The following is a 23,967-nucleotide window of genomic DNA, read 5'->3' as shown; positions in this document are numbered from 1 at the left end:
TTAAGAAATTTACAATGACTTATTAAACCCTATTTGTAATACTTCTTATATTTCACATAAGCGACTGTTGCTATTATGGCAATTACAGACAACGTATATGCACTAATTTCTAAACTTAAAATTTGATCTCCACTGGCATAAGCATGTAAACCAGACAAATAGAAATTAACACCAAAATACGTCATCAAAATACTTGCAAATGCAACTACAGACATAAGATTATATATCCAACGTCCTCGTAGTCCCGGTACCAAACGCATATGAATAACAAAAGCGTAAATCATAATACTAATTAAAGCCCATGTTTCTTTTGGATCCCAACCCCAATAACGTCCCCAACTTTCATTAGCCCACATACCTCCTAAGAAGTTACCAATGGTTAACATTATTAAGCCAACTGTTAATGCCATTTCGTTGATAATGGTTAACTCTTTGATGTTGATATCCATTCGTTTTTTATTCTTTTCGGTCGTAAAAATCATTAGTAGCAATGACACAACACCTAGTATCATTCCTAACGTGAATGGACCATAACTAGCTACAATAACAGAAACGTGAATCATTAGCCAATACCCTTGTAAAACTGGTTGAAGATTGGCAATTGCAGGATCCATCCAGTTCCAATGCGCAATCATTAAAATCATAGCTGCCACAAATGCAGAAGCAGCAACTGTTAAATCTGAAGAACGCTTTTCGAAAAGACCATAAAACGGTACCAAAAATTTAAATGAAAACTTTTTAGGCATAAGCTGTCTGTTATATGCCAACAATAAGCCAAACAACATTAAAGACCAAGCCACATAAATTAAAGATTCGTATGCGTCACTCCATGGAGCATGACCAGATAAATACCAGCGCCATATTAAACCTAATGTATGCAATACAAATAGAGCAACTACAATACCTACTAAAGATTTTACCACAATATTTACCAATTTACTTCTGTGGTAGAATATTTGCACAATAATAAATATGAATAAGAATGTGGCTGCATACAGATACCAGCTAAATAATTGCTTAAAAATATCGTACTCGTTATATAAAATTTCAGATTCTATCTTTTTATCAGATAGCATTACTTCGCTTCCGTAGCGCTGTTGCGTCTTTTTAATAGCATCTAGCATAGCTTCGGAATTTGAAAAATCACCTGTTTGCTTATCGTTATTTAAGCGAATTAAATAAGAACTAAATCCGTTGTTAATAAAATTGCCATATAACGAATCCTTTATCTTTTCTTGATAACCGCTTGTTCTATATTCTAAAGCCGAAATCCAAGTATTGTTTTCATCATCAGGAACAGGAAAAATTTTAATAGAGCGTCCTTCAATTGCTTCAGATAAAAGACTAAGTCTTCCGTAGGCTTCTTTTACCTCTTTCTGAAAACCATTAGGCACCTGTGCTTTATATGCTTCTTCTATATATGGCCCTAATTTATTTCTTCCATTTTCAGTGAAAAAATCGAGTAAGCTTACATATTTCTGATCGTAATCTACACCTATTATCGTTCTTATAGAATCTGCTTTACGTGGTTTTAAATAAATGATTGGTGCATTATACCATAACAGTGGACTTTCTTGTATGGATAAAAATACCTGATTTGCCGTAAAGCCTTCATAAGTATCTTTCTTACTCAACTTACGCAACACTTCAGATGCATAGGTATGCATTGGCATCATACGACCACTATAGTCCTGAATAACAATTTTAGCAAATTTTTCTGCGTGTTCTACAGGTGTAATATTAGCGCTTAAAATAGAGTCTATTTGTGCCTTGGTAGGACGCTGATTTGAAGTATGATCGTGACCATCATTTTGAGAATGCTCTTGTGCAAAACCGGTAAGGCTTAACAATAAAAGCATCATAGTCATCATCTTCACCTTCTTCTCTTTAAGCTTTTTAAGACGTTTTCTGATATCATCAAATCTGGTGTTTTTAGCAAATAAAATGGCTATAAGACCAAAATATAAAAGCATATAACCAGTATAAGTAATATAAGTTCCCCAACGATCGTGGTTTACAGAAAGTATGGTACCTTTCTCATCTGGATCGAAACTTGCTTGAAAGAATCTATAACCTCTATGGTCTAAAATATGATTCATGTAAATATGGTAATCAAAATCACCTTGCTCTTTATCTATAACAGTAACCTTACTTTCGTAAGACGAATAGGCCTTTTCTGTTCCTGGGTATTTTTCGGCAATAAAATCGTTTAGTTTTATTTCAAAAGGCAACTGTTCTAATCGAGACCCATAGCGCAGAGCAATATCTAATCCTCCAACTTTAATTTCTTCTATTCTGTTATAAATACCTTGTCCGCCCAAAAGATTGATGCTTTTGGTTTCACCATTGGCAGTAACGTCTAGCACCACTCCATCGTCATCTCCTTTTAAAATGGTTGGTTTTTTTACGATGCCAAAAACACCTTTAACCACTGGTTTTGGAAACACCAATTGCATATTACCAATGATGTAACGCGATCTTAACGCTAAAGGCTGTAAACTATCCTTTTCTAATCTCCCTGTTTGTCCTGTGGCCATGGTCATATATTCACCTTCAAAAGGTGACTTAATAAACAGGCCATTTTCGTTATTGAAAATATTAATGGCTCCTTCTTGCTCTTTATTTAAAGACACAAGTACATTGTGCATATTGGCTACTTGTCCTTCTTGTAAAAAATGGTTGTGTGGACTACCATTACCAGCTTCTACAACCTTGAGATAGCTTTCTCCTTTGTCGTTTGGAACAATATCCTTCTCTGCTCCTTGTACAAACTCTTTAAGTTTTAGGGTTACCTCTGTGCCTCCGTAATCGTAAGTTCTTTCAAATTCATTATCTAAACGAGGTGAAAAATCGACCTCTTCCATGATGTTACGTTGTTGTAATTGTCCATTAATTTCGTAATCACCAAGAATTCTTCCGCTTATATATGTTTTTTGAGAACGGAACTGACTTTCGGTTTCACCTTCTCTTATCGCCATCATACCCTCATAACCAATATATCTGGTTACAGCTGCTCCTACTATAATTAATATCCATGATACATGTAGGATAAGGATTGACCACTTTTCTTTTTTAAGAAGTTTATAGCGTGAAATGTTACCTACAAAATTGATCACAAAAAAGACCATAATAGTCTCAAACCACCAAGTATTATATATTAAATTTCTGGTGTAAGGTGTTGGAGATTTATCTGTAGGGTTTCCAAAAGATGGTGCGTCTAATATTGTACCAACTGCCATAGCAACAGCAAATACAATGAATAAAACAGCAGTAAGTTTAGTGGAAAAGAGGAAGTTTGCGATTTTCTTTTGCATAGTCTTAAAGGCTTTTTTAAGCTCGCGCAAAGATAACGCTTTTTACTGTTTTGGCTTAATTTTTCAATTCCCAAAAAGCGTTAAAGTTTACTACTCTACCCTCAATTATTTTGAAACCTGAGACTTTAAAAGTCGGTTTTGCTCCTCCATTAACACCTTTAAATCAGATAATAGCTGAATGTCCTTAGGTGTTGCAACGGTTTCATCTTTGGTGTCTTGTGCTCTGTTTCTTAATTTGTTCATGGCTTTTACAACAATAAACACAGTAAATCCTATGATTAAAAAATCTAAAAATACTTCAAACAATTTTCCGTATTCAACTGCTACTTCACTTATAGTTACAGTGCCTGAAGCATCGGTCACACCTTCTCTTAATATTAATCGTTTATCTTGAAAATTAGTGCCATCAGATAACATGGATAATGGAGGTAACAACACTTGTTTTGCCAATACATCTATAACTTTATTAAAAGCAGCACCAATGATGATACCAATAGCCATATCCATCATATTACCTTTTACTGCAAACTCTTTAAATTCTTTTAGTAACTTCATTTTTGATTAGGTTTAATTAAGATTCAAACCCACAAAGTTAACAAGAAGCGGAGGGTTATTTATTTCTGGCCTCAAAAATTTTTAGATAGAGAAATGTGCCCATTTTACGAGCTCTACGTTTGGCATTTTCTGCATAGTCGCCTTCAAATAACTCATCAATGGTTTGATGCCAAAGATTTAACCAAAGTCCAAAATGCAATTCTGTAATGCTATGATTATGCTCAGCATCTACTTTTACATGAGCCTCTAAAGGATTTCCGTAAAATCGTGTTTTTAAAAACAAGCTAGATTCCCAAAACGTAGTGAGGTGTTCTAAATGTGCATCCCAATCTTTAATAGTTCCATTAAAGAATGGACCTAGCACTTCATCTTTACGCACTTTTGTATAAAATTGTGAAACTAAGCGATAAATATCGTCTCTTGTTTTAATATCAGATTTACTCATGCCTCAAAGTTATTCTTTTAATCTAAATCTTACTATTTTTACAGCATGATAACTGTTACAATTCTAGGTGCAGGAAATGTTGCATCTCACTTATATAAAGCTTTCAAAAACGCTAAGAATGTTACTGTAAAGCAATGGTACAACCGTACGTATAGTGACATATCGTCTTATGCCAATGACGTTGACACCATAGATGATTTGGCTCAACTTAAAGACGCTGACATCTACATTATGGCTGTTAGCGACGATAGTATTGCATCGCTTTCTAGAGCGTTACCTTTTGAAAACAGATTAGTAGCTCATACTTCTGGCAGTGTTTCTATTCACGATTTAGATAGAAAAAATCAGCGTGCTGTATTTTATCCACTGCAAACCTTTTCTAAAGATGCGGAATTGGATTTTAGCGAAGTCCCAATCTGCATTGAAGTGACTGAAAAAGAAAACCTTCAGCTTATGAAAGATTTAGCTGAAGCTTTAGGCTGCAAACCTTATAAAATTACAACCGAACAACGCCAAACCTTACACCTATCTGCTGTTTTTATTAATAATTTCACTAATCAGTTATACAGAATAGCACACGAAATCAGTGATGCCAAAAGCATTAACTTTGATATTCTAAAGCCATTGATTATGGAAACTGCCAGAAAGGTACAAGATATGTCACCTTACAAAGCGCAAACAGGGCCAGCAAAACGCAATGATAAAAAGACCATAAAGCGTCATTTAAAACAGTTAGAAAACGAAGAACACAAGGCAATTTATGAATTGCTAACCGCTTCTATAAAGAAAACACATGGACAACGATAAAAGCTACAAAGAATATCTTATAAATATCAACACCTTTATTTTTGATGTAGATGGTGTACTTACCGATGGTACAGTTACCATTACAACCTCTGGCGAAATGCTACGCACAATGAGTATTAAAGACGGATTTGCCCTAAAAACTGCTGTTGATGCAGGATTTAATGTTTGTGTTATTTCTGGAGGCTCTAACGAAGGTGTTCGCAAACGTTTACAGGGTTTGGGGTTAAAGGATATTTACTTAGGTGCACACAATAAAATTGAGCAACTCAACGATTATTTAGAAAAACAAAATGTAAAAGCCTCTGAAGTTTTATATATGGGAGACGACATTCCAGATTTTCCTGTTATGGAACTCGCAGGTTTACCTTGTTGTCCTCAGGATGCTGCTCCAGAAATCAAAGCCATTTCAAAGTATATTTCGCATAAAAATGGAGGAAAAGGTGCTGCTAGAGATGTTATTGAGCAGGTGCTAAAAGTACACAACAAGTGGAATGGTAATTTTGACGCTAAATACGATTAAATAACATGGCTCGAAGAAGCAGACGACATAGCACTGGTTTTGGTTATATAGGTTTTGGCAACAACCAATCTACTTTTAACCAAAAAACAAGCACTCCCTTTTCTGTCTATAAAGAAAAGCTAGATTTAGAGGCTCATCTCCATTATGAGATGGAGTTTATGCACAAAAACCTTAGCAAAACAGATAAAGAAAAAATAAAAAACAAAATACGAAAACAAGAACGTAAATTATTTAGGCGAACCGTTGTTATCAGCCTTATTGTTTTTGCTTTTGTTTTATACGTTGCTTATTATTTAATCAATCAAATTCTTTCTCATTAATACTTAAAATGATTCATTTTCTTAATCTAATCCGTTGGAAAAACCTATTAATGATTGCGCTTGTGCAAATCTTAATTAAGTACGCTTTATTGCTTCCTTTTAATGAAAGTCAAGGTGTTACAACTACTCTCAGTACTTTTGCTTTTATTATTTTGGTTATAGCTACATTATGTATTGCAGCTGGCGGATATATTATAAACGATATTTATGATATTGACACAGATAAGGTTAACAAACCAAGTAAAGTCATCATCAATAAGCACATTTCAGAAAAGGATGGCTATACCTACTTCATGCTTCTAAATGTTATTGGTGTTGGATTGGGTTTTTACCTCTCATACCTCATTAATTATTCTTCTCTTTTCGTAGTATTTTTTATTAGCTCTGCGTTGCTTTACATCTACTCTACTGCATTAAAACAGATGTTTTTAATAGGGAATATTGTGGTTTCTATTGTTGTGGCATTAAGTATTTTGGTTGTTGGTATTTTTGAATTAATCCCTTCAATGTTGTCCATCAATAATGTGGCTAATATTCCATTTTTAGAAATCATAAGAGACTATGCCATTTTCGCTTTTTTAATAAACCTAGTTAGAGAAGTTGTTAAAGATATTGAAGACATTAACGGAGATCACAAAGTTGGTATGCAAACCATGCCAATAGTTTTAGGAAGAGATAGAGCAAACAAAGTTGCATTTGTACTGTCTCTAATACCACTTTTTGCTGTAGTATATTATATAATTACTAGTTTATTTACTCAACAACTTTTAGTGGGTTATTTTTTAGTATTTGTTGTTGCACCACTCATTTATATTACCATAAAGATTTTTAGTGCAGAGCAACAATCGCATTACAAGCACATTAGTTTGATGTTAAAATTAGTCATGCTTACTGGCATGCTTTCTATGAGTCTTTATCCTTTTATTTTGAATTAGTATGCTAAACGACAAACTAAAGGATTATAACATCATTTTAGCTTCTGCTTCACCAAGGCGTCAGGCATTTTTAAAGTCTATGAATATAGATTTTAAAGTGCGTCTTCAGCCTGTTGACGAAGTTTATCCCAATACTTTAAAAGGCTCTGAAATCACAGATTATTTAGCAAAATTAAAAGCCGAACCTTTTAAAAATCAACTCAAAGACAAAGACATTTTAATTACCAGCGACACCATTGTTTGGTTAGACGACAAACCTGTTGAAAAACCAAAAGACAAGAATGATGCCTTTAGGATGATTAAATCGCTTAGCAACAAAACCCATGAGGTAATGACCTCTATTTGCTTTACACAAACAACGCAGCAAAAGGTTGTAAATACCATTACCAAAGTTACTTTTAAGGCGTTAACAGACGACGAAATTTGGTACTATGTAAACACTTACAAACCATTAGACAAAGCTGGTGCTTACGGCATCCAAGAATGGATTGGAGCCATAGCAATTACCAACATCGAAGGCTCATACAACAACGTCGTTGGGCTACCAACACACTTACTTTACGAAACGTTAAATACTATTTCTGGATAAATTCTAAAAAAACAGAATTATATTTGCTATACATTAATCATTAGTTATGTATTCTTTCTTCACAACCTATAAAGATGAATTAATATATACGTTTATCGTATTAATTATACTTCTTATTACTAGAGCAATAATTGTTGTTGCAGTAAACAAAATTGGAAAAAAAAGTGGAACCACCGAGGCCAGAGCAGCTTTAATAGGTCGTTATGTCACAGTAACATTAGTGCTTTTGGCATTGTTAATAGAGGCTTTTATTCTTGGTGCTAGGACTAGTGATATCACTTTAGTATTTTCTTCTGTATTTGCTGTTATTGGCATAGCGTTATTTGCTATATGGTCTATTTTAAGTAACATAACTTCTGGTGTTATTATGTTTTTCTCGTTTCCTTATAAAGTTGGAGATAAAATAAAAATACACGATAAAGATTATCCTGTAGAAGCAATTATAGAAGATATTAGAGCATTTCAGCTCATACTTAGAGAGGATAATGGAGATTTAGTTACCTACCCAAACAACTTAATTCTTCAAAAAGCTGTAACTTTAATGAAGAAAGATGCTTTAGACGATAGCAGTATTCTTTAAACTATGATAAAAAGACGTACCAAGAAAAAACGCACCCAAGAATCAAAAAAGCATATTGGTCAGGTTCCTGGAACTCTTATTTACACCGGCCAAAAATCAGATAAAGATTTTCATGTAGAATGCTTTGACTACACAAAAGACTACATCGAAGAATCCATTTTACTAAATATTGAAGATGCGGTAAACTATAAAGAGACAGACTCCGTAACATGGATAAATGTAGATGGACTAAAGCATACAGATAAGATTGAAGATATTGGTAAACTATACGACCTTCATCCTTTGGTCTTAGAAGACATCGTTAACACGTCGCAACGCCCAAAAATAGATGAGTACGACGATTATCTTTTTGTTGTGCTCAAAATGCTTTATTATGATGATGATGAAAACATTATTATAGAGCAAGTTAGCATTGTTCTAGGCAAAAACTATGTCCTTACATTTCAAGAATCTGAAGGAGATGTTTTTGGATCCATTAGAGAACGTCTGCGTTTGGCAAACGGAAGAATTAGAGGTCTAAAATCAGATTATCTCATGTATGCCTTAATTGATGCTATAGTCGACAACTATTTTGGCATTATTGAAACCCTAGGCAACAAAATTGAAGATTTAGAAACCGAGCTGTTTTCGGGTAATGATAGAGAAAACATCAATGTAGAAGTGCAACAACTAAAACGTGAAATTCTAAAAGTACGACGTGCCATTTTCCCGCTTCGCGAAATTATAAACCGAATAGAAAAAGGTGAACACCCTTTTATTTATAAACGTACAATAAACTTCTTTAGAGACATATACGATCACTTAATTCAAGTGTCAGAAAACATAGATATTTATCGCGAAATGATATGGAGTTTAATGGATATGTACATGACCACCATTAGTAACAAAATGAATGAAGTGATGAAAGTACTCACTATTATAGCTACCATTTTTATTCCACTCACCTTTATCGCTGGTATTTATGGCATGAACTTCGATAACATCCCAGAGTTGCATTACAAATATAGTTACCATATACTCATAGGAGTAATGGTTCTGCTCTTTTTAGGAATGCTTTATTATTTTAAAAGGAAAAAGTGGTTATAATTTAGTATACTTGCTATATAACCAATCCTTACCCAATGACTAGACAAGAACACCTTAAGTTTTGTAAAACCTGTGTTAATCGTCAAATGGACTTAAAAGTTGGTCTTACATGCCAACTAACAGGTCGCATTGCTGACTTCGAAAACGAATGTGACTCCTATAAATTAGACGAGCAGCAAGTTGCTGAATTAAACGACGAAGTTACTTTTCAAAGAGATGAGATTAACACTCGTCTTTCTGAAGAAAAGTTAAACGCATTAAAAGCAGAACAGAACTTACCTATAGCTATTTTTGCTGGTATCATTATTGGTATTCTAGCAGCAATAGCTTGGGCATTTATCACTGTTACTACGGGTTACAAGGTAGGTATTGTGGCAATTGGTGTTGGTGCCGCTGTAGGTATAGGTATGCGCATATTTGGCAAAGGCATAGACCCAATCTTTGGTATTTGTGGTGCTATAATTGCAGTTTTAAGTTGTTTTATAGGTGATCTATTAAGTATTGTTGGTTTAGTCGCAGAGGCTGAAGAATTAGGCTTTTTTGAAACACTTTCACTATTTGACTATTCACAAACATTCAGTATTATTTCAGAAATTGCTAGTCCAATGGATTTCGTTTTTTATGCTATTGCTGCGGTTGAAGGTTATAAATTTTCTTTTAGAAATTTTACAGAAAAAGAGCTCTACGACATTGAAAACAACAAGTCTTGAATCCTTACTTTTTCGTTAAACAAAACCTAAAAGCAAGGTTAAAAAAGTCTACTTTTTTATATTTGAAAAGCACACTAACTTAATAACCTCATGTTTCAGACTAGACTCTGTATCCTATTCATTTTTAGCTGTTTAATTTCTTTACCAGCACAACAACCCAAAAAACTAAATTCCTCAGAAATCTACGAAGCCGTTCAAAAACTCAATGTTTTAGGTTCTGTTTTGTATGTGGCTGCTCATCCAGATGATGAAAATACACGTCTAATCTCGTATATGTCTAACGAGGTTAAAGCACGTACAGCATATTTATCGCTAACTCGTGGAGATGGTGGACAAAACCTCATAGGACCAGAAATTAGAGAACTTCTTGGAGTCATAAGAACACAAGAATTATTAGCTGCACGTCGTATAGATGGTGGCGAACAACGCTTTACAAGAGCCAATGATTTTGGATATTCTAAACATCCTGAAGAAACCTTAGACATTTGGAATAAAGATCTAGTACTTGCAGATGTGGTTTGGGCTATTAGAAATTTTAAACCAGATGTGATTATCAATCGTTTTGACCACAGAACACCAGGCTCTACACATGGTCACCACACGTCTTCTGCAATGTTAAGCATGGAAGCTTTTGATCTAGCTAATGACACTTCACAATACCCTTCACAACTACAATATACCGAAACATGGCAACCAAAACGTATCTTTTTTAATACCTCATGGTGGTTTTATGGTAGTCAAGAAAAATTTGAAGAGGCTGATAAAAGCAACATGCTAAATTTTGATATTGGTGTTTACTACCCAAGCAAAGGCTTATCTAATAACGAAGTCGCAGCACTAGCTAGTAGTCAGCATTTATGCCAAGGTTTTGGTCGTTTATCGCAACGTGGCACACAGCAAGAATACATAGAATTTTTAAAAGGCGAACCTCTTAACGGTAGCAATTCGGTTTTTGAAGGTATCGATACATCTTGGAATCGCATAGAAGGAGGATTAGCTATCGGAAACATTCTGAATTCTGTTGAGGAGAACTTCAACTTTAAAAATCCAGCCACTCACCTACCTCAATTATTAGAAGCTTACAGATTGCTTCAAAATGTTAAAGACGATCATTGGAAAGCTATTAAATCTAAAGAGCTATTAACAATAATAGAGGCATGTGCAGGCTTATACTTAGAAGCATCTGCAAACTCGCCACATGCAGCACCAAACAGCACTGTTAGTTTAGATATTGAAGCTTTAAACCGAAGTTCTGCTTCCATAAAACTAATGTCCTACAAGCTATCAACGCTTCAGAATGCTATTTCTAAGCAAATAGACATGGCAGAAAATCAGAAATTAAATTTTAACGAAGGCATTACCATACCAAAAAACAGCCATTATACCACACCATATTGGCTCAACAAAAAGAGTACACTTGGCATGTATCATGTTGATAATGAAGAATGGATTGGTAAGCCTGAAACACCAAGAGCTGTTTTTGTGGATTTTAATCTTAACATTGAAGGTACACCAATAACCATAACCAAACCAGTAATTTACAGATATTCAAAACCTGACAAAGGTGAATTATACAGACCTTTTGAAATAATCCCAGAAGTGTCTGCAAGTATCTCTGATAAGGTTTTCATTTTTGAAAATGACCAACAAAAAGAGATCGAAGTTACTGTAAAAGCTGGTCGAGATGCTATTGAAGGTTATGTGCAAATGGCTTATCCAAACGATTGGAATGTCTATCCTCAAAAACAAAAAATTGAAATCGTAAACAAAGGAGATATTCAAAAAGTGGTGTTTACTGTAATACCACCTAAAAACCAAAGTGAAGGCCTTATTACTCCAATGGTAAATATTAATGGAAAATATTACACTGACGAGCTTATTGAAATAGACTACAGTCACATTCCGTATCAAACTGTGTTGATGCCTAGTGTGAGTAAAGTGGTTCGTTTAGACATTGATAAACGTGGTAATAACATTGGATATATTGAAGGTGCTGGAGATGTAGTACCAGAGAGTTTAAGACAAATCGGTTACAATGTTACCATCGTAAAACCAGAACAAATTTCAGCAGAAAACCTGATTAATTTTGATGCTGTTGTTGTAGGTATTAGAGCTTATAATATTCTCGACGAATTAAAATTCAAACAAAAATTCTTGTTAGAATATGTAAAAGAAGGCGGAAACCTTATTGTTCAATATAATACCAACAGACGCCTAAAAACAGACAACATAGCACCTTATGATTTGCAATTATCAAGAGATCGTGTTACCGATGAAAATGCTGAAGTTAAAATATTAGAGCCTAACCATCCTATTCTTAATTTCCCAAACAAAATCACCAATCAAGATTTTGAAGGTTGGGTACAAGAACGTGGCTTATATTTTCCAAATCAATGGTCAGATGAATTTACACCACTTCTTTCTATGAACGATAAAGGTGAATCTTCTAAAGAAGGGAGTCTATTGGTTGCTAAATACGGTAAGGGCAACTATATCTATACTGGCTTAAGTTTCTTTAGAGAGTTTCCAGCTGGTGTTTCTGGCGCATATCGTCTTTTTGCCAACTTACTCTCGGCCGGGAAAGGTGAAAATAAGACATTGAAAAACTAACAACCAACAACTGATTAATATGCACAACCAAGACCAACCGCAACAAAAACAAAAGTGGGATAAAATGTACACCATTGTGCTCATTGCCAACGCACTTTACATTCTTCTCTTTTATTTCATAACAGCATCATTCGCCTAAGCCTATGCAACAAACTTTAGACTGGATAGACTGGACAGTTTTAATTACCACATTAGCAATAATAGTTGGCTATGGCACGTGGAAAACACGAGGCAGTAAAAATGTTCAGGATTATGTAAGAGGAGGTAATACGACCAAATGGTGGACCATCGGTTTGTCTGTAATGGCAACTCAAGCTAGTGCTATTACATTCTTATCTACAACTGGTCAGGCATTTTCGGACGGTATGGGATTTGTACAATTCTACTTCGGTTTGCCAATTGCTATGGTTATTATTTGCATGGTATTTATTCCTATTTATCATCGTCTTAAAGTATATACCGCATATGAATTTCTCGAAAATCGTTTTGATTTAAAAACCAGAACACTCACAGCTATCCTCTTTTTAATTCAACGTGGCTTGGCTGCTGGTATTACCATATTTGCTCCTGCCATTATTCTCTCTGTTGTTTTAGGGTGGAACATTGTTACTCTAAATATCATTATTGGTGTATTGGTAATAATTTACACTGTTTCTGGTGGCACCAAAGCAGTAACTGTGACCCAAAAACAGCAAATGTTTGTCATTTTTGCTGGTATGGTGGCTGCGCTTTTTATCATTATTAACCTCATACCAGATGAAGTTTCTTTTGTCGATGCTATTGATATTGCTGGTGCTACAGGAAAAATGGAAGTACTAGATTTTTCTTTTGATTTAGAAAATCGTTATACCGTTTGGACAGGTCTTATTGGTGGAACCTTTTTAATGCTGTCTTATTTCGGCACAGATCAAAGCCAGGTACAACGTTACCTTTCTGGTAAAAGCATGAAAGAAATGCAAATGGGCTTACTCTTTAATGGCCTGTTAAAAGTACCTATGCAATTCTTTATCCTCTTAGTTGGTGTTATGGTATTTGTATTTTATCAATTTAACCCTTCACCACTAAATTTTATTGACAAATCTACTGAAACGGTTTTAGCTTCAGAATACGGAAATGAATACAGAGTACTTCAAGATAAGCAAGCTGAACTTTTTGACATGAAGCAACGACTAAGTTTGGCTTATGCAAAGAACGATAATCCCGAATTAAAACAGGAACTATTTCAAATTGATAGTATCGAAAAAACATACCGCTTGGAGTCTAAATTCCTAATAAAAAAAGCGATTGATTCAGAATACAAAACCAATTATGCTACACTTGAAAGTGAAGTTGAAAATTTAAAATCAAATCCAAAAAGCGAAGCATTCAAAACAAAGTCTGCAGAACTTTTAGCATTGTATAAAGACGCTGCAAAAGATACAGAAACCAATGACAGAGATTATATGTTCATTCGGTTTATACTTAATAATTTACCAACTGGGTTAATAGGTTTGTTATTAGCCGTTATTCTTTCAGCTGCAATGTCTTCAACAGCTTCAGAAATCAATGCGTTGGCGACGATTACCTCTATTGATTTGTACGGCAGAAACCTAAAAGAAGATAAAGGAGAAACGCACATGGTGAATATGACCAAGTGGTTTACATTAGGCTGGGGAATTATTGCCATTATCATTGCTTGTTTTGCTGATTTAGCTGAAAATCTAATTCAATTGGTAAATATTATTGGTTCTATTTTTTATGGAAATGTACTAGGTATTTTCTTACTAGCCTTTTTCTTTAAGCATATAAAAGGAAATGCTGTATTTATTGGAGCACTTATAACACAAGTCATTGTAATTATTGGCTGGGCTTTTGATTGGATGCCTTATTTATGGCTTAATTTATTCGGTTGTGTTGTAGTTATAGTTATTGCAAATCTTCTTCAGAAGTTTTCTAAGCAACCTATTTAATCACATACACAGTATAAAAAAAGCGCAACCCATTTAGGTTGCGCTTTTTTATATTGTGTAAAATACTATTACATCGCTCCCCATTCTTTTAGAGAGTCCTTATTCATTTTCACATAATCATCATTACCTGCTTCCTTAGCACCTTCTAAAGATTTTTTTGCAGCAGCAATCGCTCCTTTTTTATCTCCGTTGGCAGCATGTATTAAAGATTGTTGTCTTAAAAACCAAAAACGCGGTTCATTTTTTGTCATATCAACCGCCTTGTCTATCCATTTCATAGCTTGATCTAAATCTTTACCCTCAGATAAATTATACACTGCAGCAGAGTAATAATCATTAGCAGATGGACCAGACATTACATTTTTGATTGAAGCAGACACCTTGTCTTCAGTTGGCACTTTAAATTTAACAGAAGCATATGTTTTTTCCCAAATGAAACCAATGTTGGCAGAGCTGTTAGTTAAGTCATCAAAACCTATAGTCCAAGTTTCTACATCCATAGGCATCTCGTATACCTTAGCAGTAACTTTAGCTGCGACTTTAGAATCATCCCATTTAGCTGGTGTTCCCCAATTATTGGTGTCTGTATAGAAAAAAACAGTCCACGAATCCTTGTTGGGAGATACAAAAATAGCATAAGAACCTGCCTTTAGAGTAGTACCTTCTACAGAAACGTCATCACTAAAAGTAACTACAGTATTCTTATTGGCACCTGCACGCCATACTTTTCCGTAAGGAACTAAATCCCCAAATATTTTTCTTCCTTTCATACTCGGACGAGAGTATTCTAAGGTTACGTCTGTTAAACCGACCTTTTGTTCAATTTTAGTAAAAGGACTTGGCTGTGGTGTTTCCACCTGTGCATTTACCGAAAACATTAAGGTTAAGGCAAAAGCAAAAAGTACTAGTTTTTTCATTTTGTATGTGTTGATTAATGTTTTGTTAAAATTACAATATAACACAGGCCAAGAATGTTAACGAATACCTAAAAAAGAAAAATTAACACTGAAATTGCATTCAACAATTTATTTAATCGTAATATTGCAATATAATAATTAAGTGGACTTATGGGACTAACGAAATCTGAGATTTTTACCAAAAAACAAAACCAAATTGCTACCATAGCTAAGGCTTTTGCGCATCCTGCAAGAGTGGCTATACTGCAACATATTTTCAACTCTAGCACTTGTATTTGTGGTGATTTGGTGGACGAAATTGGCTTGGCACAAGCTACAATCTCTCAACATCTTCGAGAATTAAAAAATATAGGCTTAATTAAAGGAAATATAGAAGGTACAAGCGTTTGCTATTGTATAGATGAAGATAATTGGGCTAATGCAAAAGATCTTATTTCTCATTTTCTAGATTATGAATCTAAAAAAACTAATTGTTGTTAAATCATATTGATTTTATAGCAATACAAAACATATAATTATGAAAACTGAACAAGAACTTAAAGACATCGTAAAGGAACGATACGCAAAAATTGCCGAACAAGGCAAGGCTGAAAATGCTTCATCTTGTTGTGGTGCCACTACTCCATCCAATAAAGTTTATAACATTATGATGGATGATTATTCAGAAACTGATGGCTATGTCAGTGATGCCGATTTAGGCTTAGGCTGTGGATTGCCAACGCAATTCGCTTTAATTCAAAAAGGAGATACCGTTATAGATTTAGGCTCTGGTGCTGGTAACGATTGTTTTGTTGCGAGACATGAAACAGGCAGCAGAGGTAAAGTTATTGGTATTGACTTTACACCTATTATGATACAAAAAGCACGCATCAATGCTGAAAAACTTGGCTACAATAATGTTGAGTTTAGAGAAGGTGATATCGATAATATGCCTGTTTCTGATAATGTTGCTGATGTTATTGTGAGCAACTGTGTACTCAATTTAGTGCCTAACAAACAAAAAGTTATCAGTGAAATTTTTAGGGTTCTAAAACCTGGTGGACATTTTAGTATTTCAGATATCGTCTTGGTTGGTGATTTACCTAAAGCTTTAAAAGAAGATGCCGAGATGTATGCTGGTTGTGTGGCTGGAGCTATTCAAAAAGAGGATTATTTAAAACACATTTCTGATGAAGGTTTTGTAAATGTTAATATTCAAAAAGAAAAGCCTATCACTATTCCTGATGATATTTTAAGCAAGTATTTAGATGAAGAAATGACTAAACAATTCAATTCTGATAACGTTGGTATTTTCAGTATTACAGTTTATGCTGAAAAACCAGGCAAGAAGGAAAAAAAACCAAAACTTCAATTAGCAGACATTTCTAGTGATGAGCCATGCTGTACACCTGATGGTAACTGCTGCTAAATGCAATAATTAAAGATGTTATATTCTAAATTAGTAGAAAAATTAAATAGCCTGAATACAGCTTCAATTTCTGAAGAAAGAAGAACTATTCTTCAACCTCTAATTGACTTTATTCAGGCTAAAGTTGATGCTAAACAAATTATCAACCTCAATTTTATTTGTACACATAACTCTAGAAGAAGTCATCTCTCGCAAGCTTGGGCACAAGCGACAGGCTCTTATTTTGGGATAGAAAACTTGTTTTGCTACTCTGCAGGTACTGAAGCAACAGCCTTGTTTCCTGTAGCTGCAAAAACCTTAGAAAATTCAGGATTTAAAGTAGAGATACTATCTAATGAAGAAAACCCTATTTACAGCATAAAATATAGCGAGAACCAACATCCTATTATTGGATTTTCAAAAACTATTACTTTAAACTTTAATCCCAAAAGTGGTTTTGCTGCTATAATGACGTGCTCTTCGGCAGATCAAGGCTGTCCGTTTATTGTAGGTGCAGAAAAACGAATTCCTATTACTTATGAAGATCCAAAAGTCTCAGATGGTACTCCGCAGCAATCAGAAAAATATGAAGAGCGTAGCCTTCAAATCGCTACTGAAATGAAGTTTATTTTCTCCCAAATAAAGCTATAACAAATGAAAAAGAAACTGAGTTTTTTGGATAGTTACCTAACACTTTGGATATTTTTAGCAATGATTGTTGGTGTTGGTATTGGTTATTTTGCTCCTTCGTTTCCTGAGTTAATCAATAGCTACAGTAGCGGTTCTACAAACATTCCCATAGCTATCGGACTGATTTTAATGATGTATCCACCATTAGCAAAGGTGAACTATGCCTTATTACCAAAAGTATTTAAGGATGTAAAAATCCTTTCAATATCATTGATTCTTAATTGGGTTATCGGACCGATTTTAATGTTTGTTTTAGCCATAATCTTTTTACAAGATTATCCTGAATATATGGTTGGACTCATTCTTATTGGCTTGGCACGTTGTATTGCGATGGTTTTAGTTTGGAATGATTTAGCAGAAGGCAGTAGTGAATACGGAGCTGGCTTAGTGGCTCTGAATAGTGTTTTTCAGGTTTTTGGTTACAGCTTTTATGCCTATCTATTTATCACAGTATTGCCCCCCTATTTTGGTTTGAAGGTGCTATTATAGATATTTCAATTGCAACTATTGCAGAAAGTGTTGCTATATATCTAGGCATTCCTTTTTTATTGGGTATTTTATCTCGACTTATCCTCGTGAAATTGAAAGGTGAAGAATGGTACACTAAAAAGTTTGTCCCAACTATTTCCCCTTTGACTTTAATCGCGTTGCTTTGTACCATCGTGGTAATGTTTTCCCTTAAAGGTGAGTTAATTGTAGAGATTCCAATGGATGTACTCATAATAACTATACCATTGCTAATATATTTTACCCTGATGTTTATTATAGGCTTCTTTACTAGTAAAGCCATGGGAGCTACTTATGATAAAAATGCTGCCATTGCTTTTACAGCAGCTGGCAATAATTTTGAATTGGCTATTGCTGTAGCCATTGCTGTATTTGGCTTAAATTCTGGACAAGCATTTGCAGGAGTTGTTGGTCCTTTGGTAGAAGTTCCTGCATTAATTTTATTGGTTAGAGTGGCTTTTGGGTTGCGAAAAAAATACTATTTGCCTAAGAACCACTAATTCTTAAATCTGCTCGATTCAAAGTTTAGTTAAATTTTGTTTAACTTTTAAAACAAATAGTTAAACATTTAATATCTTTACATTGTAAATCAATTACAATGGCAAAGAAAAAAAACATAAAACAAGCAGATTTAATTTCTTTATATATGGATTATGTGTTAACGCATAACCAACAACCTAAATCTGTATACTCCTTTTCAAAAGACAACAATTTTGAAGAACAAAAATTCTACGAACATTTCAATTCTTTTGATGCTTTAGAAAAAAGTATTTTCAAAGCGTTTTTTGATAATACTCACGACGTTTTACAAAAAAGTGAAGACTATCAATCTTTTGATGCTCGCAATAAACTTTTAAGTTTTTACTATACATTTTTTGAAGTGCTTACGGCTAATAGAAGTTATGTGATTTATGCTTTAGAAAATGAAAAAAACAAATTAAAAACGCTTAAGACGCTTTCAAGCTTAAAATCTAGCTTCACCAAATATGTTTCTACTTTAGATATTAAAACGCTAGACTTAAAAGAAGAAAAGTTAGAGAAACTTCAAAAAAGAAGTATTGAAGAATCTGCTTGGATTCAATTATTGATGACCATAAAGTTTTGGATAGATGACACTTCAAAAGCATTTGAAAAAACAGATGTATTTATTGAAAAATCAGTCAACACTAGTTTTGATCTCATCGATACAACTCCATTAAAAAGTCTTATCGACTTCGGAAAGTTTATTTACAAAGAAAAATTTAAAATGAACGCATGAAGACAATAGACAAAATACCTGTTTCAAAAATATCACGAGCTACCAAACTAGTCTCTACTGGAGCAAAGGTTGGTGTAAACTACTTAAAATATTACGGAGATAAAATCACCAAAACAGAAGATGAAGCGAAGTCTAGATTAGACAAAAATAATGCTGAAGATATCTACGATAGCCTAAAGCAGCTTAAAGGTAGCGCGCTAAAAGTCGCGCAAATGCTAAGTATGGAAAAAAGCATATTACCACAAGCTTATGTAGAAAAGTTTTCGCTGTCTCAATTTTCTGTACCTCCATTGTCTGCGCCTTTGGTGATTAAGACGTTTAAAAAATATTTTGGGAAACACCCAGAAGAATTATTCGATACTTTCAATGCAACTTCAGTAAATGCTGCAAGCATTGGCCAGGTTCACTTGGCCGAAAAGGATGGGAAAAAATTTGCTGTGAAAATCCAATATCCTGGAGTTGCAGAGAGTATTGCTTCAGATTTAGCCTTGGTAAAACCCATTGCTATTAAGATGTTCAATATTAAAGGGAAAGATTCGGATAAATACTTCAAAGAAGTTGAAAATAAACTTATCGAAGAAACCAATTACATTCTAGAGTTACAACAAAGCAAAGCGGTTGTAGAAGCTTGTAATCATATTCCAAATCTTAAATTCCCGAATTATTACGAAGAATTTTCGTCAGAACGCATTATCACCATGGATTACATGAAAGGTGAGCACCTTTCTGAATTTGTACAACATAATGCAGATCAGGAATTATCCAATCAATTAGGACAAGCGTTATGGGACTTTTACATGTTTCAAATTCATAGGTTGAAAAAAGTTCATGCCGATCCGCATCCTGGTAATTTTTTGATTTCTGAAGATGGAAATTTAATCGCGTTAGATTTTGGTTGCATGAAAAGTATTCCAGAGGAATTCTATACACCATATTTTGAGTTGGCCGATAAAAAAGTGATTAGTAATCCTGAAGAATTTAAAGCTAAACTTTACGAATTAGAGATCTTAAGAAAAGATGATTCTGAAGAAGAAATTATCTTTTTCACCGATATGTTTCATGAATTGTTAAGCTTATTTACCCAGCCTTTCCATGCAGAAAATTTCGACTTTTCGGATGCTCAATTCTTCGGAAAAATCACTGAAATGGGACAAAAATATTCTAAGAGTACAGAATTGAGAAACATGAACGGTAACCGTGGTTCTAAACATTTTATTTATATCAACAGAACCTTCTTCGGACTTTACAATCTAATGTTCGACCTCAAAGCAAAAGACATCAAAATCAACAACTTTAATACACTATAAATGATAGAATTTGATAACGATGATATTAACCAAATGCATCATTTATACCGAATAAACCTTATAAATAGTTGTTCAGGTTACAAGTCTGCAAACCTTATTGGCACAAAAAGTAAGGATGGTATAAGTAACGTAGCTGTGTTTAGTTCTGTGACGCATTTAGGATCTGATCCTGCATTGCTTGGCTTTTTCCTCAGACCGACTACAGTTATCAGAAATACGTATGATAATATAAAAGAAACTGGTTTTTTCACATTAAATCATATTCATCAAAATATTCTTGAAGATGCACATCATACCTCTGCAAAATACGATGCTTCTATTTCTGAGTTTGATGTTACTAGTCTCGATGAGGAATACAAGGATAATTTTTCAGCTCCATTTGTAAAAAACTGTCCATTGCAATTGGTCATGGAATATGTTGAAGAGTATCCAATTAAAGCTAATAATACCATTCTATTGATTGGGAAAATCAAGAAACTATATGTGAAAGATGGCTTATTAGAAAAAGACGGTTTCATCAATTTATCAAAAGGAAAAGTTGCAGCAATTAATGGTTTAGATGCTTATGCTGTCCCAAATTCCAACACACGTTTAGAATACCAAAGACCTAAACCTGAATTTGAAAACATAAATGATTAATGCGAATTCTACTCACAGGTACAACGGGCTATATTGCCAAAAGATTAGCACTTCAGCTTTTAGAAGATGAGCATGAGCTAGTTTGTTGTGTACGTGATTTAAACCGTATTCCAGATGAAATTGAAAATCATCCCTCTTGCTCCTTTATTAAGCTCGATTTTTTAGATCCTGAACCTAATAAGATTCCTGAAGATATAGATGCAGCTTATTATCTGATACATTCTATGTCCACAGGCTCAAATGATTTTGTGGATTTAGAGCGTCAATGTGCTCAGAATTTTAAGAATTTAGTAAATGCTACACGTTGCAAACAAGTTATTTATCTCAGTGGTATTGTTAACGATAATTCACTTTCAAAACATTTAAAATCACGTTTACAAGTTGAAAACACGTTAAAGTCAGATCACTATGCACTTACAACATTTAGAGCCGGAATTATAGTCGGTAGTGGAAGTGCTTCTTTTGAAATCATAAGAGATATTGTAGAAAAGCTACCTTTTATGATTACTCCAAGATGGCTAAAAACAAAAACGCAACCTATTGCCATTCGTGATGTATTAGGTTTTCTGTCTGGCGGATTAGGCAAAGAAGAATTGTTCAATAAATCCTTCGATATTTTCGGTCCAGAAGTGCTTACCTACAAAGAAATGTTATTGCAATTTGCTGACGTCCGTAACCTCAAACGCCATATCGTCACACTTCCGGTTTTAACACCAAAACTATCATCTTACTGGCTCTATTTTGTAACCTCAACGTCGTTTAAATTGGCTGCTGCTTTGGTAGATAGCATGAAAGTTGAAGTGATCGGAAAACCTAGCAACATCAATGAAATCATTGGTATAGAACCTGTAGATTACAAAACAGCTGTAAATCTAGCCTTTCAAAAAATTGAGCAAAATGCTGTAGTCTCTAGTTGGAAAGATGCCATTAGCAGTGGCAGATTTAACGTGCAGCTCTCTAAATATATTGAGTTACCACATTTTGGTTGTTATAAAGATATACGACATAGAACGGTAAAAGATGAAACGTTTACCCTCAATAAAATCTGGAGTATTGGAGGCCGAAATGGTTGGTATAGTTTTAACTGGCTTTGGAAAATTAGAGGCTATGTTGATAAACTTTTTGGTGGTGTTGGGTTACGTCGTGGAAGAACGCACGACACTTATTTAGAACCAGGTGATGCGCTCGATTTTTGGCGTGTACTATTTGCCGATAAAGACGAAAAACGTTTACTACTATTTGCTGAAATGCGCCTACCAGGCGAAGCTTGGTTAGAATTCAAAATTGTAAAAGACCAGCTCTACCAACGTGCAGTTTTTAGACCAAGAGGTATTTGGGGACGATTGTATTGGTACTCGGTTCTACCCTTTCACGCTTTTGTTTTTAATGGAATGATTAACGCCTTGATTAACAAAAAATGAAAGGTGTAAAAAAACAAAACTTACCTTCAAAACTATGTCCTGTTTGTGAACGACAATTTACGTGGCGCAAAAAATGGGCAAAAGATTGGGACACCGTTAAATATTGTAGCGAAAAATGCAGAAGGACAAAATAGAAAACTTAGTTTGGTTCAGAAATGATCTTAGAACCATAGATAATGCCGTATTAAGTGAAGCTACAAAAAATGGTAGTAAAGTTTTTGGTGTGTATTGTTTTGATCCAAAACAGTTTGAAGTCGATGCTTTTGGTTTCAAAAAAACTGAGAAATATAGAGCTGAATTTTTAATTGAAACTCTAGAAAATCTAAAAGCGCAACTCAGTAGCCTTAATATAGATCTGTTAGTTTACCATGAGCATCCTGAAGAAATCATTCCTTCAATCTGTGAGACTTATGATGTCAATAATATTTACCTTCAAAAGGAATGGACACAGGAAGAAGTTGATATTGAAAATGCCGTAAAAAAAAAGATAAACAACGTGTCTTGGCATCACATTTACAATCAATTTCTATTTCATCCTGATGATATCAATTTTGAGATTCACCAAACACCTCAAGTATTTACAGTATTCCGAAAAAAGCTTGAAAAATACATAGCTATTCGACACAAGTCGACAATCAAGAAACAATCTGAAAATAATAGAATTGAAAACGATACTAAGATTCCAACATTAACAGATTTAGGTTTTGAAGATTTTGAAACACATACGCATTCTGCGTTTCCATTTAAAGGAGGTGAAACTGAAGTTTTACAACGATTGGAAGACTATTTCTTCAACACCAAAAAATTAGGTTTTTATAAGAAAACTAGAAATGGTTTAATTGGTAAGGACTACAGCTCAAAATTTTCACCTTGGTTGGCTAACGGAAGTATTTCCGCTAGAACGATTTATTGGAACGTCAAGCATTTTGAAAAAGAACACTACAATAATGAGTCTACCTATTGGCTCATTTTTGAATTGATTTGGCGCGACTATTTCAAATACATTTCCCTGAAACATGGTAATCAGATTTTTAAGTTAGATGGTATCCTAAATAAAATTTATGAGTGGAAAATAGACCAAAAATTAATTGACAATTGGATTAATGGAAACACTAAAAGCGACTTTGTAAATGCCAACATGATTGAACTCAAAGAAACGGGCTGGATGAGCAATAGAGGTCGCCAAAATGTTGCATCCTATTTTGCAAAAGAGTTACAACTAGATTGGCGTATTGGTGCTGCTTATTTTGAATCGCTCCTACTCGACTACGATGTTCACAGCAACTATGGCAATTGGATGTATGTGGCAGGAGTTGGCAACGATCCAAGAGATAGAAAATTCAACGTACAGCTTCAGGCTGAACGCTACGACAGTAAAGGAAGTTATAGAAATTTATGGTTACAACCGAGTTTGTTTTAAG

General features: G+C 34.3%; 23 protein-coding genes and 1 pseudogene. 20 read left to right on the top strand and 4 right to left on the bottom strand.

Annotated features, from left to right (window positions below):
• Nucleotides 1-29 precede the first annotated feature (29 nt).
• The 3 genes from ccsA to MST30_RS11755 all read right to left on the bottom strand — a co-directional run bounded on the left by ccsA (nt 30) and on the right by MST30_RS11755 (nt 4,314).
• Nucleotides 30-3,314, bottom strand: coding sequence for a cytochrome c biogenesis protein CcsA (ccsA, locus tag MST30_RS11765; RefSeq protein WP_243471606.1), 3,285 nt, complete (start codon nt 3,312-3,314; stop codon nt 30-32).
• A 105-nt stretch (nt 3,315-3,419) separates the two neighbouring features.
• The gene (gene mscL / locus MST30_RS11760; protein ID WP_243471605.1) at nt 3,420-3,869 is read right to left on the bottom strand and encodes a large conductance mechanosensitive channel protein MscL; all 450 of its coding nucleotides are present in this window, start codon (nt 3,867-3,869) and stop codon (nt 3,420-3,422) included.
• 55 nt (nt 3,870-3,924) lie between these two features.
• Nucleotides 3,925-4,314 carry a group III truncated hemoglobin gene (locus MST30_RS11755; protein ID WP_243471604.1) on the bottom strand — a complete coding sequence of 130 codons (390 nt, stop codon included), beginning with the start codon at nt 4,312-4,314 and terminating at the stop codon, nt 3,925-3,927.
• 45 nt (nt 4,315-4,359) lie between these two features.
• Between MST30_RS11755 and MST30_RS11750 the strand changes: the two genes are divergently transcribed.
• The 10 genes from MST30_RS11750 (at nt 4,360) to MST30_RS11705 (ending at nt 14,420) form a co-directional block, all read left to right on the top strand.
• A complete protein-coding gene (locus MST30_RS11750; RefSeq protein WP_243471603.1) occupies nt 4,360-5,121 on the top strand; it encodes a Rossmann-like and DUF2520 domain-containing protein in 762 nt (253 codons plus the stop codon).
• Nucleotides 5,108-5,641: a KdsC family phosphatase gene (locus MST30_RS11745; protein ID WP_243471602.1), complete on the top strand. Its 534-nt coding sequence runs from the start codon at nt 5,108-5,110 to the stop codon at nt 5,639-5,641. Before MST30_RS11750 ends, MST30_RS11745 begins: the two co-directional genes overlap by 14 nt.
• 5 nt (nt 5,642-5,646) lie before the next feature.
• Nucleotides 5,647-5,961 (top strand): hypothetical protein, encoded by a 315-nt coding sequence (locus MST30_RS11740; protein ID WP_243471601.1) that lies wholly within the window; start codon nt 5,647-5,649, stop codon nt 5,959-5,961.
• An 8-nt stretch (nt 5,962-5,969) separates the two neighbouring features.
• Nucleotides 5,970-6,896: a geranylgeranylglycerol-phosphate geranylgeranyltransferase gene (locus MST30_RS11735; protein WP_243471600.1), complete on the top strand. Its 927-nt coding sequence runs from the start codon at nt 5,970-5,972 to the stop codon at nt 6,894-6,896.
• Between the two features lies 1 nt (nt 6,897).
• Nucleotides 6,898-7,485, top strand: coding sequence for a Maf-like protein (locus MST30_RS11730; RefSeq protein ID WP_243471599.1), 588 nt, complete (start codon nt 6,898-6,900; stop codon nt 7,483-7,485).
• A 46-nt stretch (nt 7,486-7,531) separates the two neighbouring features.
• Nucleotides 7,532-8,065, top strand: coding sequence for a mechanosensitive ion channel domain-containing protein (locus tag MST30_RS11725; RefSeq protein WP_243471598.1), 534 nt, complete (start codon nt 7,532-7,534; stop codon nt 8,063-8,065).
• A 3-nt stretch (nt 8,066-8,068) separates the two neighbouring features.
• The gene (corA, locus tag MST30_RS11720; RefSeq protein WP_243471597.1) at nt 8,069-9,151 is read left to right on the top strand and encodes a magnesium/cobalt transporter CorA; all 1,083 of its coding nucleotides are present in this window, start codon (nt 8,069-8,071) and stop codon (nt 9,149-9,151) included.
• Nucleotides 9,152-9,186: 35 nt separating this feature from the next.
• Nucleotides 9,187-9,861, top strand: coding sequence for a hypothetical protein (locus tag MST30_RS11715; RefSeq protein WP_243471596.1), 675 nt, complete (start codon nt 9,187-9,189; stop codon nt 9,859-9,861).
• A gap of 90 nt (nt 9,862-9,951) precedes the next feature.
• Nucleotides 9,952-12,471 carry a PIG-L family deacetylase gene (locus tag MST30_RS11710; RefSeq protein ID WP_243471595.1) on the top strand — a complete coding sequence of 840 codons (2,520 nt, stop codon included), beginning with the start codon at nt 9,952-9,954 and terminating at the stop codon, nt 12,469-12,471.
• A gap of 143 nt (nt 12,472-12,614) precedes the next feature.
• Nucleotides 12,615-14,420, top strand: coding sequence for a sodium:solute symporter family protein (locus MST30_RS11705; RefSeq protein WP_243471594.1), 1,806 nt, complete (start codon nt 12,615-12,617; stop codon nt 14,418-14,420).
• 68 nt (nt 14,421-14,488) lie between these two features.
• Here the strand turns inward: MST30_RS11705 and MST30_RS11700 are convergent, their stop codons facing one another.
• Entirely contained in the window at nt 14,489-15,337 is an 849-nt protein-coding gene (locus tag MST30_RS11700; protein WP_243471593.1) for a DUF2911 domain-containing protein, read from the bottom strand.
• A gap of 150 nt (nt 15,338-15,487) precedes the next feature.
• Here MST30_RS11700 and MST30_RS11695 point away from each other — a divergent pair, with 150 nt between their 5' ends.
• The 10 genes and pseudogenes from MST30_RS11695 (at nt 15,488) to MST30_RS11650 (ending at nt 23,966) form a co-directional block, all read left to right on the top strand.
• Nucleotides 15,488-15,817 (top strand): ArsR/SmtB family transcription factor, encoded by a 330-nt coding sequence (locus MST30_RS11695; RefSeq protein WP_243471592.1) that lies wholly within the window; start codon nt 15,488-15,490, stop codon nt 15,815-15,817.
• A gap of 37 nt (nt 15,818-15,854) precedes the next feature.
• On the top strand, nt 15,855-16,745 hold the full coding sequence (locus MST30_RS11690) for an arsenite methyltransferase (protein WP_243471591.1): 891 nt from the start codon (nt 15,855-15,857) through the stop codon (nt 16,743-16,745).
• Between the two features lie 15 nt (nt 16,746-16,760).
• Nucleotides 16,761-17,375 (top strand): arsenate reductase/protein-tyrosine-phosphatase family protein, encoded by a 615-nt coding sequence (locus tag MST30_RS11685; RefSeq protein WP_243471590.1) that lies wholly within the window; start codon nt 16,761-16,763, stop codon nt 17,373-17,375.
• Between the two features lie 3 nt (nt 17,376-17,378).
• A pseudogene (arsB, locus tag MST30_RS11680) lies at nt 17,379-18,421 on the top strand (ACR3 family arsenite efflux transporter).
• A gap of 98 nt (nt 18,422-18,519) precedes the next feature.
• The gene (locus tag MST30_RS11675; RefSeq protein ID WP_243471589.1) at nt 18,520-19,179 is read left to right on the top strand and encodes a TetR family transcriptional regulator C-terminal domain-containing protein; all 660 of its coding nucleotides are present in this window, start codon (nt 18,520-18,522) and stop codon (nt 19,177-19,179) included.
• Entirely contained in the window at nt 19,176-20,486 is a 1,311-nt protein-coding gene (locus MST30_RS11670) for an ABC1 kinase family protein (RefSeq protein WP_243471588.1), read from the top strand. Before MST30_RS11675 ends, MST30_RS11670 begins: the two co-directional genes overlap by 4 nt.
• A complete protein-coding gene (locus MST30_RS11665) occupies nt 20,487-21,125 on the top strand; it encodes a flavin reductase family protein (RefSeq protein ID WP_243471587.1) in 639 nt (212 codons plus the stop codon).
• Nucleotides 21,125-22,546 (top strand): SDR family oxidoreductase, encoded by a 1,422-nt coding sequence (locus MST30_RS11660; RefSeq protein ID WP_243471586.1) that lies wholly within the window; start codon nt 21,125-21,127, stop codon nt 22,544-22,546. Before MST30_RS11665 ends, MST30_RS11660 begins: the two co-directional genes overlap by 1 nt.
• Complete coding sequence (locus tag MST30_RS11655) at nt 22,543-22,680, top strand: DUF2256 domain-containing protein (protein ID WP_243471585.1); 138 nt, start codon at nt 22,543-22,545, stop codon at nt 22,678-22,680. Before MST30_RS11660 ends, MST30_RS11655 begins: the two co-directional genes overlap by 4 nt.
• The gene (locus MST30_RS11650) at nt 22,662-23,966 is read left to right on the top strand and encodes a DASH family cryptochrome (RefSeq protein WP_243471584.1); all 1,305 of its coding nucleotides are present in this window, start codon (nt 22,662-22,664) and stop codon (nt 23,964-23,966) included. The genes MST30_RS11655 and MST30_RS11650 overlap by 19 nt, the downstream gene beginning before the upstream one ends.
• Nucleotide 23,967: the final 1 nt, after the last annotated feature.

It is taken from the genome of Winogradskyella sp. MH6, assembly GCF_022810765.1.
Taxonomy (GTDB): Bacteria; Bacteroidota; Bacteroidia; order Flavobacteriales; family Flavobacteriaceae; genus Winogradskyella.
This window is presented reverse-complemented; position numbering and strand designations above follow the sequence as displayed.

Coding starts and splice junctions, on each gene's coding strand:
- MST30_RS11685 (WP_243471590.1), top strand. CDS start 16,761: ATGTTATATTCTAAATTAGTAGAAAAATTAAATAGCCTGAATACAGCT.
- MST30_RS11715 (WP_243471596.1), top strand. CDS start 9,187: ATGACTAGACAAGAACACCTTAAGTTTTGTAAAACCTGTGTTAATCGT.
- MST30_RS11650 (WP_243471584.1), top strand. CDS start 22,662: ATGCAGAAGGACAAAATAGAAAACTTAGTTTGGTTCAGAAATGATCTT.
- MST30_RS11745 (WP_243471602.1), top strand. CDS start 5,108: ATGGACAACGATAAAAGCTACAAAGAATATCTTATAAATATCAACACC.
- MST30_RS11725 (WP_243471598.1), top strand. CDS start 7,532: ATGTATTCTTTCTTCACAACCTATAAAGATGAATTAATATATACGTTT.
- MST30_RS11665 (WP_243471587.1), top strand. CDS start 20,487: ATGATAGAATTTGATAACGATGATATTAACCAAATGCATCATTTATAC.
- MST30_RS11705 (WP_243471594.1), top strand. CDS start 12,615: ATGCAACAAACTTTAGACTGGATAGACTGGACAGTTTTAATTACCACA.
- ccsA (WP_243471606.1), bottom strand. CDS start 3,314: ATGCAAAAGAAAATCGCAAACTTCCTCTTTTCCACTAAACTTACTGCT.
- MST30_RS11675 (WP_243471589.1), top strand. CDS start 18,520: ATGGCAAAGAAAAAAAACATAAAACAAGCAGATTTAATTTCTTTATAT.
- MST30_RS11750 (WP_243471603.1), top strand. CDS start 4,360: ATGATAACTGTTACAATTCTAGGTGCAGGAAATGTTGCATCTCACTTA.
- corA (WP_243471597.1), top strand. CDS start 8,069: ATGATAAAAAGACGTACCAAGAAAAAACGCACCCAAGAATCAAAAAAG.
- MST30_RS11755 (WP_243471604.1), bottom strand. CDS start 4,314: ATGAGTAAATCTGATATTAAAACAAGAGACGATATTTATCGCTTAGTT.
- MST30_RS11655 (WP_243471585.1), top strand. CDS start 22,543: ATGAAAGGTGTAAAAAAACAAAACTTACCTTCAAAACTATGTCCTGTT.
- MST30_RS11700 (WP_243471593.1), bottom strand. CDS start 15,337: ATGAAAAAACTAGTACTTTTTGCTTTTGCCTTAACCTTAATGTTTTCG.
- mscL (WP_243471605.1), bottom strand. CDS start 3,869: ATGAAGTTACTAAAAGAATTTAAAGAGTTTGCAGTAAAAGGTAATATG.
- MST30_RS11660 (WP_243471586.1), top strand. CDS start 21,125: ATGCGAATTCTACTCACAGGTACAACGGGCTATATTGCCAAAAGATTA.
- MST30_RS11695 (WP_243471592.1), top strand. CDS start 15,488: ATGGGACTAACGAAATCTGAGATTTTTACCAAAAAACAAAACCAAATT.
- MST30_RS11730 (WP_243471599.1), top strand. CDS start 6,898: ATGCTAAACGACAAACTAAAGGATTATAACATCATTTTAGCTTCTGCT.
- MST30_RS11690 (WP_243471591.1), top strand. CDS start 15,855: ATGAAAACTGAACAAGAACTTAAAGACATCGTAAAGGAACGATACGCA.
- MST30_RS11735 (WP_243471600.1), top strand. CDS start 5,970: ATGATTCATTTTCTTAATCTAATCCGTTGGAAAAACCTATTAATGATT.
- MST30_RS11670 (WP_243471588.1), top strand. CDS start 19,176: ATGAAGACAATAGACAAAATACCTGTTTCAAAAATATCACGAGCTACC.
- MST30_RS11710 (WP_243471595.1), top strand. CDS start 9,952: ATGTTTCAGACTAGACTCTGTATCCTATTCATTTTTAGCTGTTTAATT.
- MST30_RS11740 (WP_243471601.1), top strand. CDS start 5,647: ATGGCTCGAAGAAGCAGACGACATAGCACTGGTTTTGGTTATATAGGT.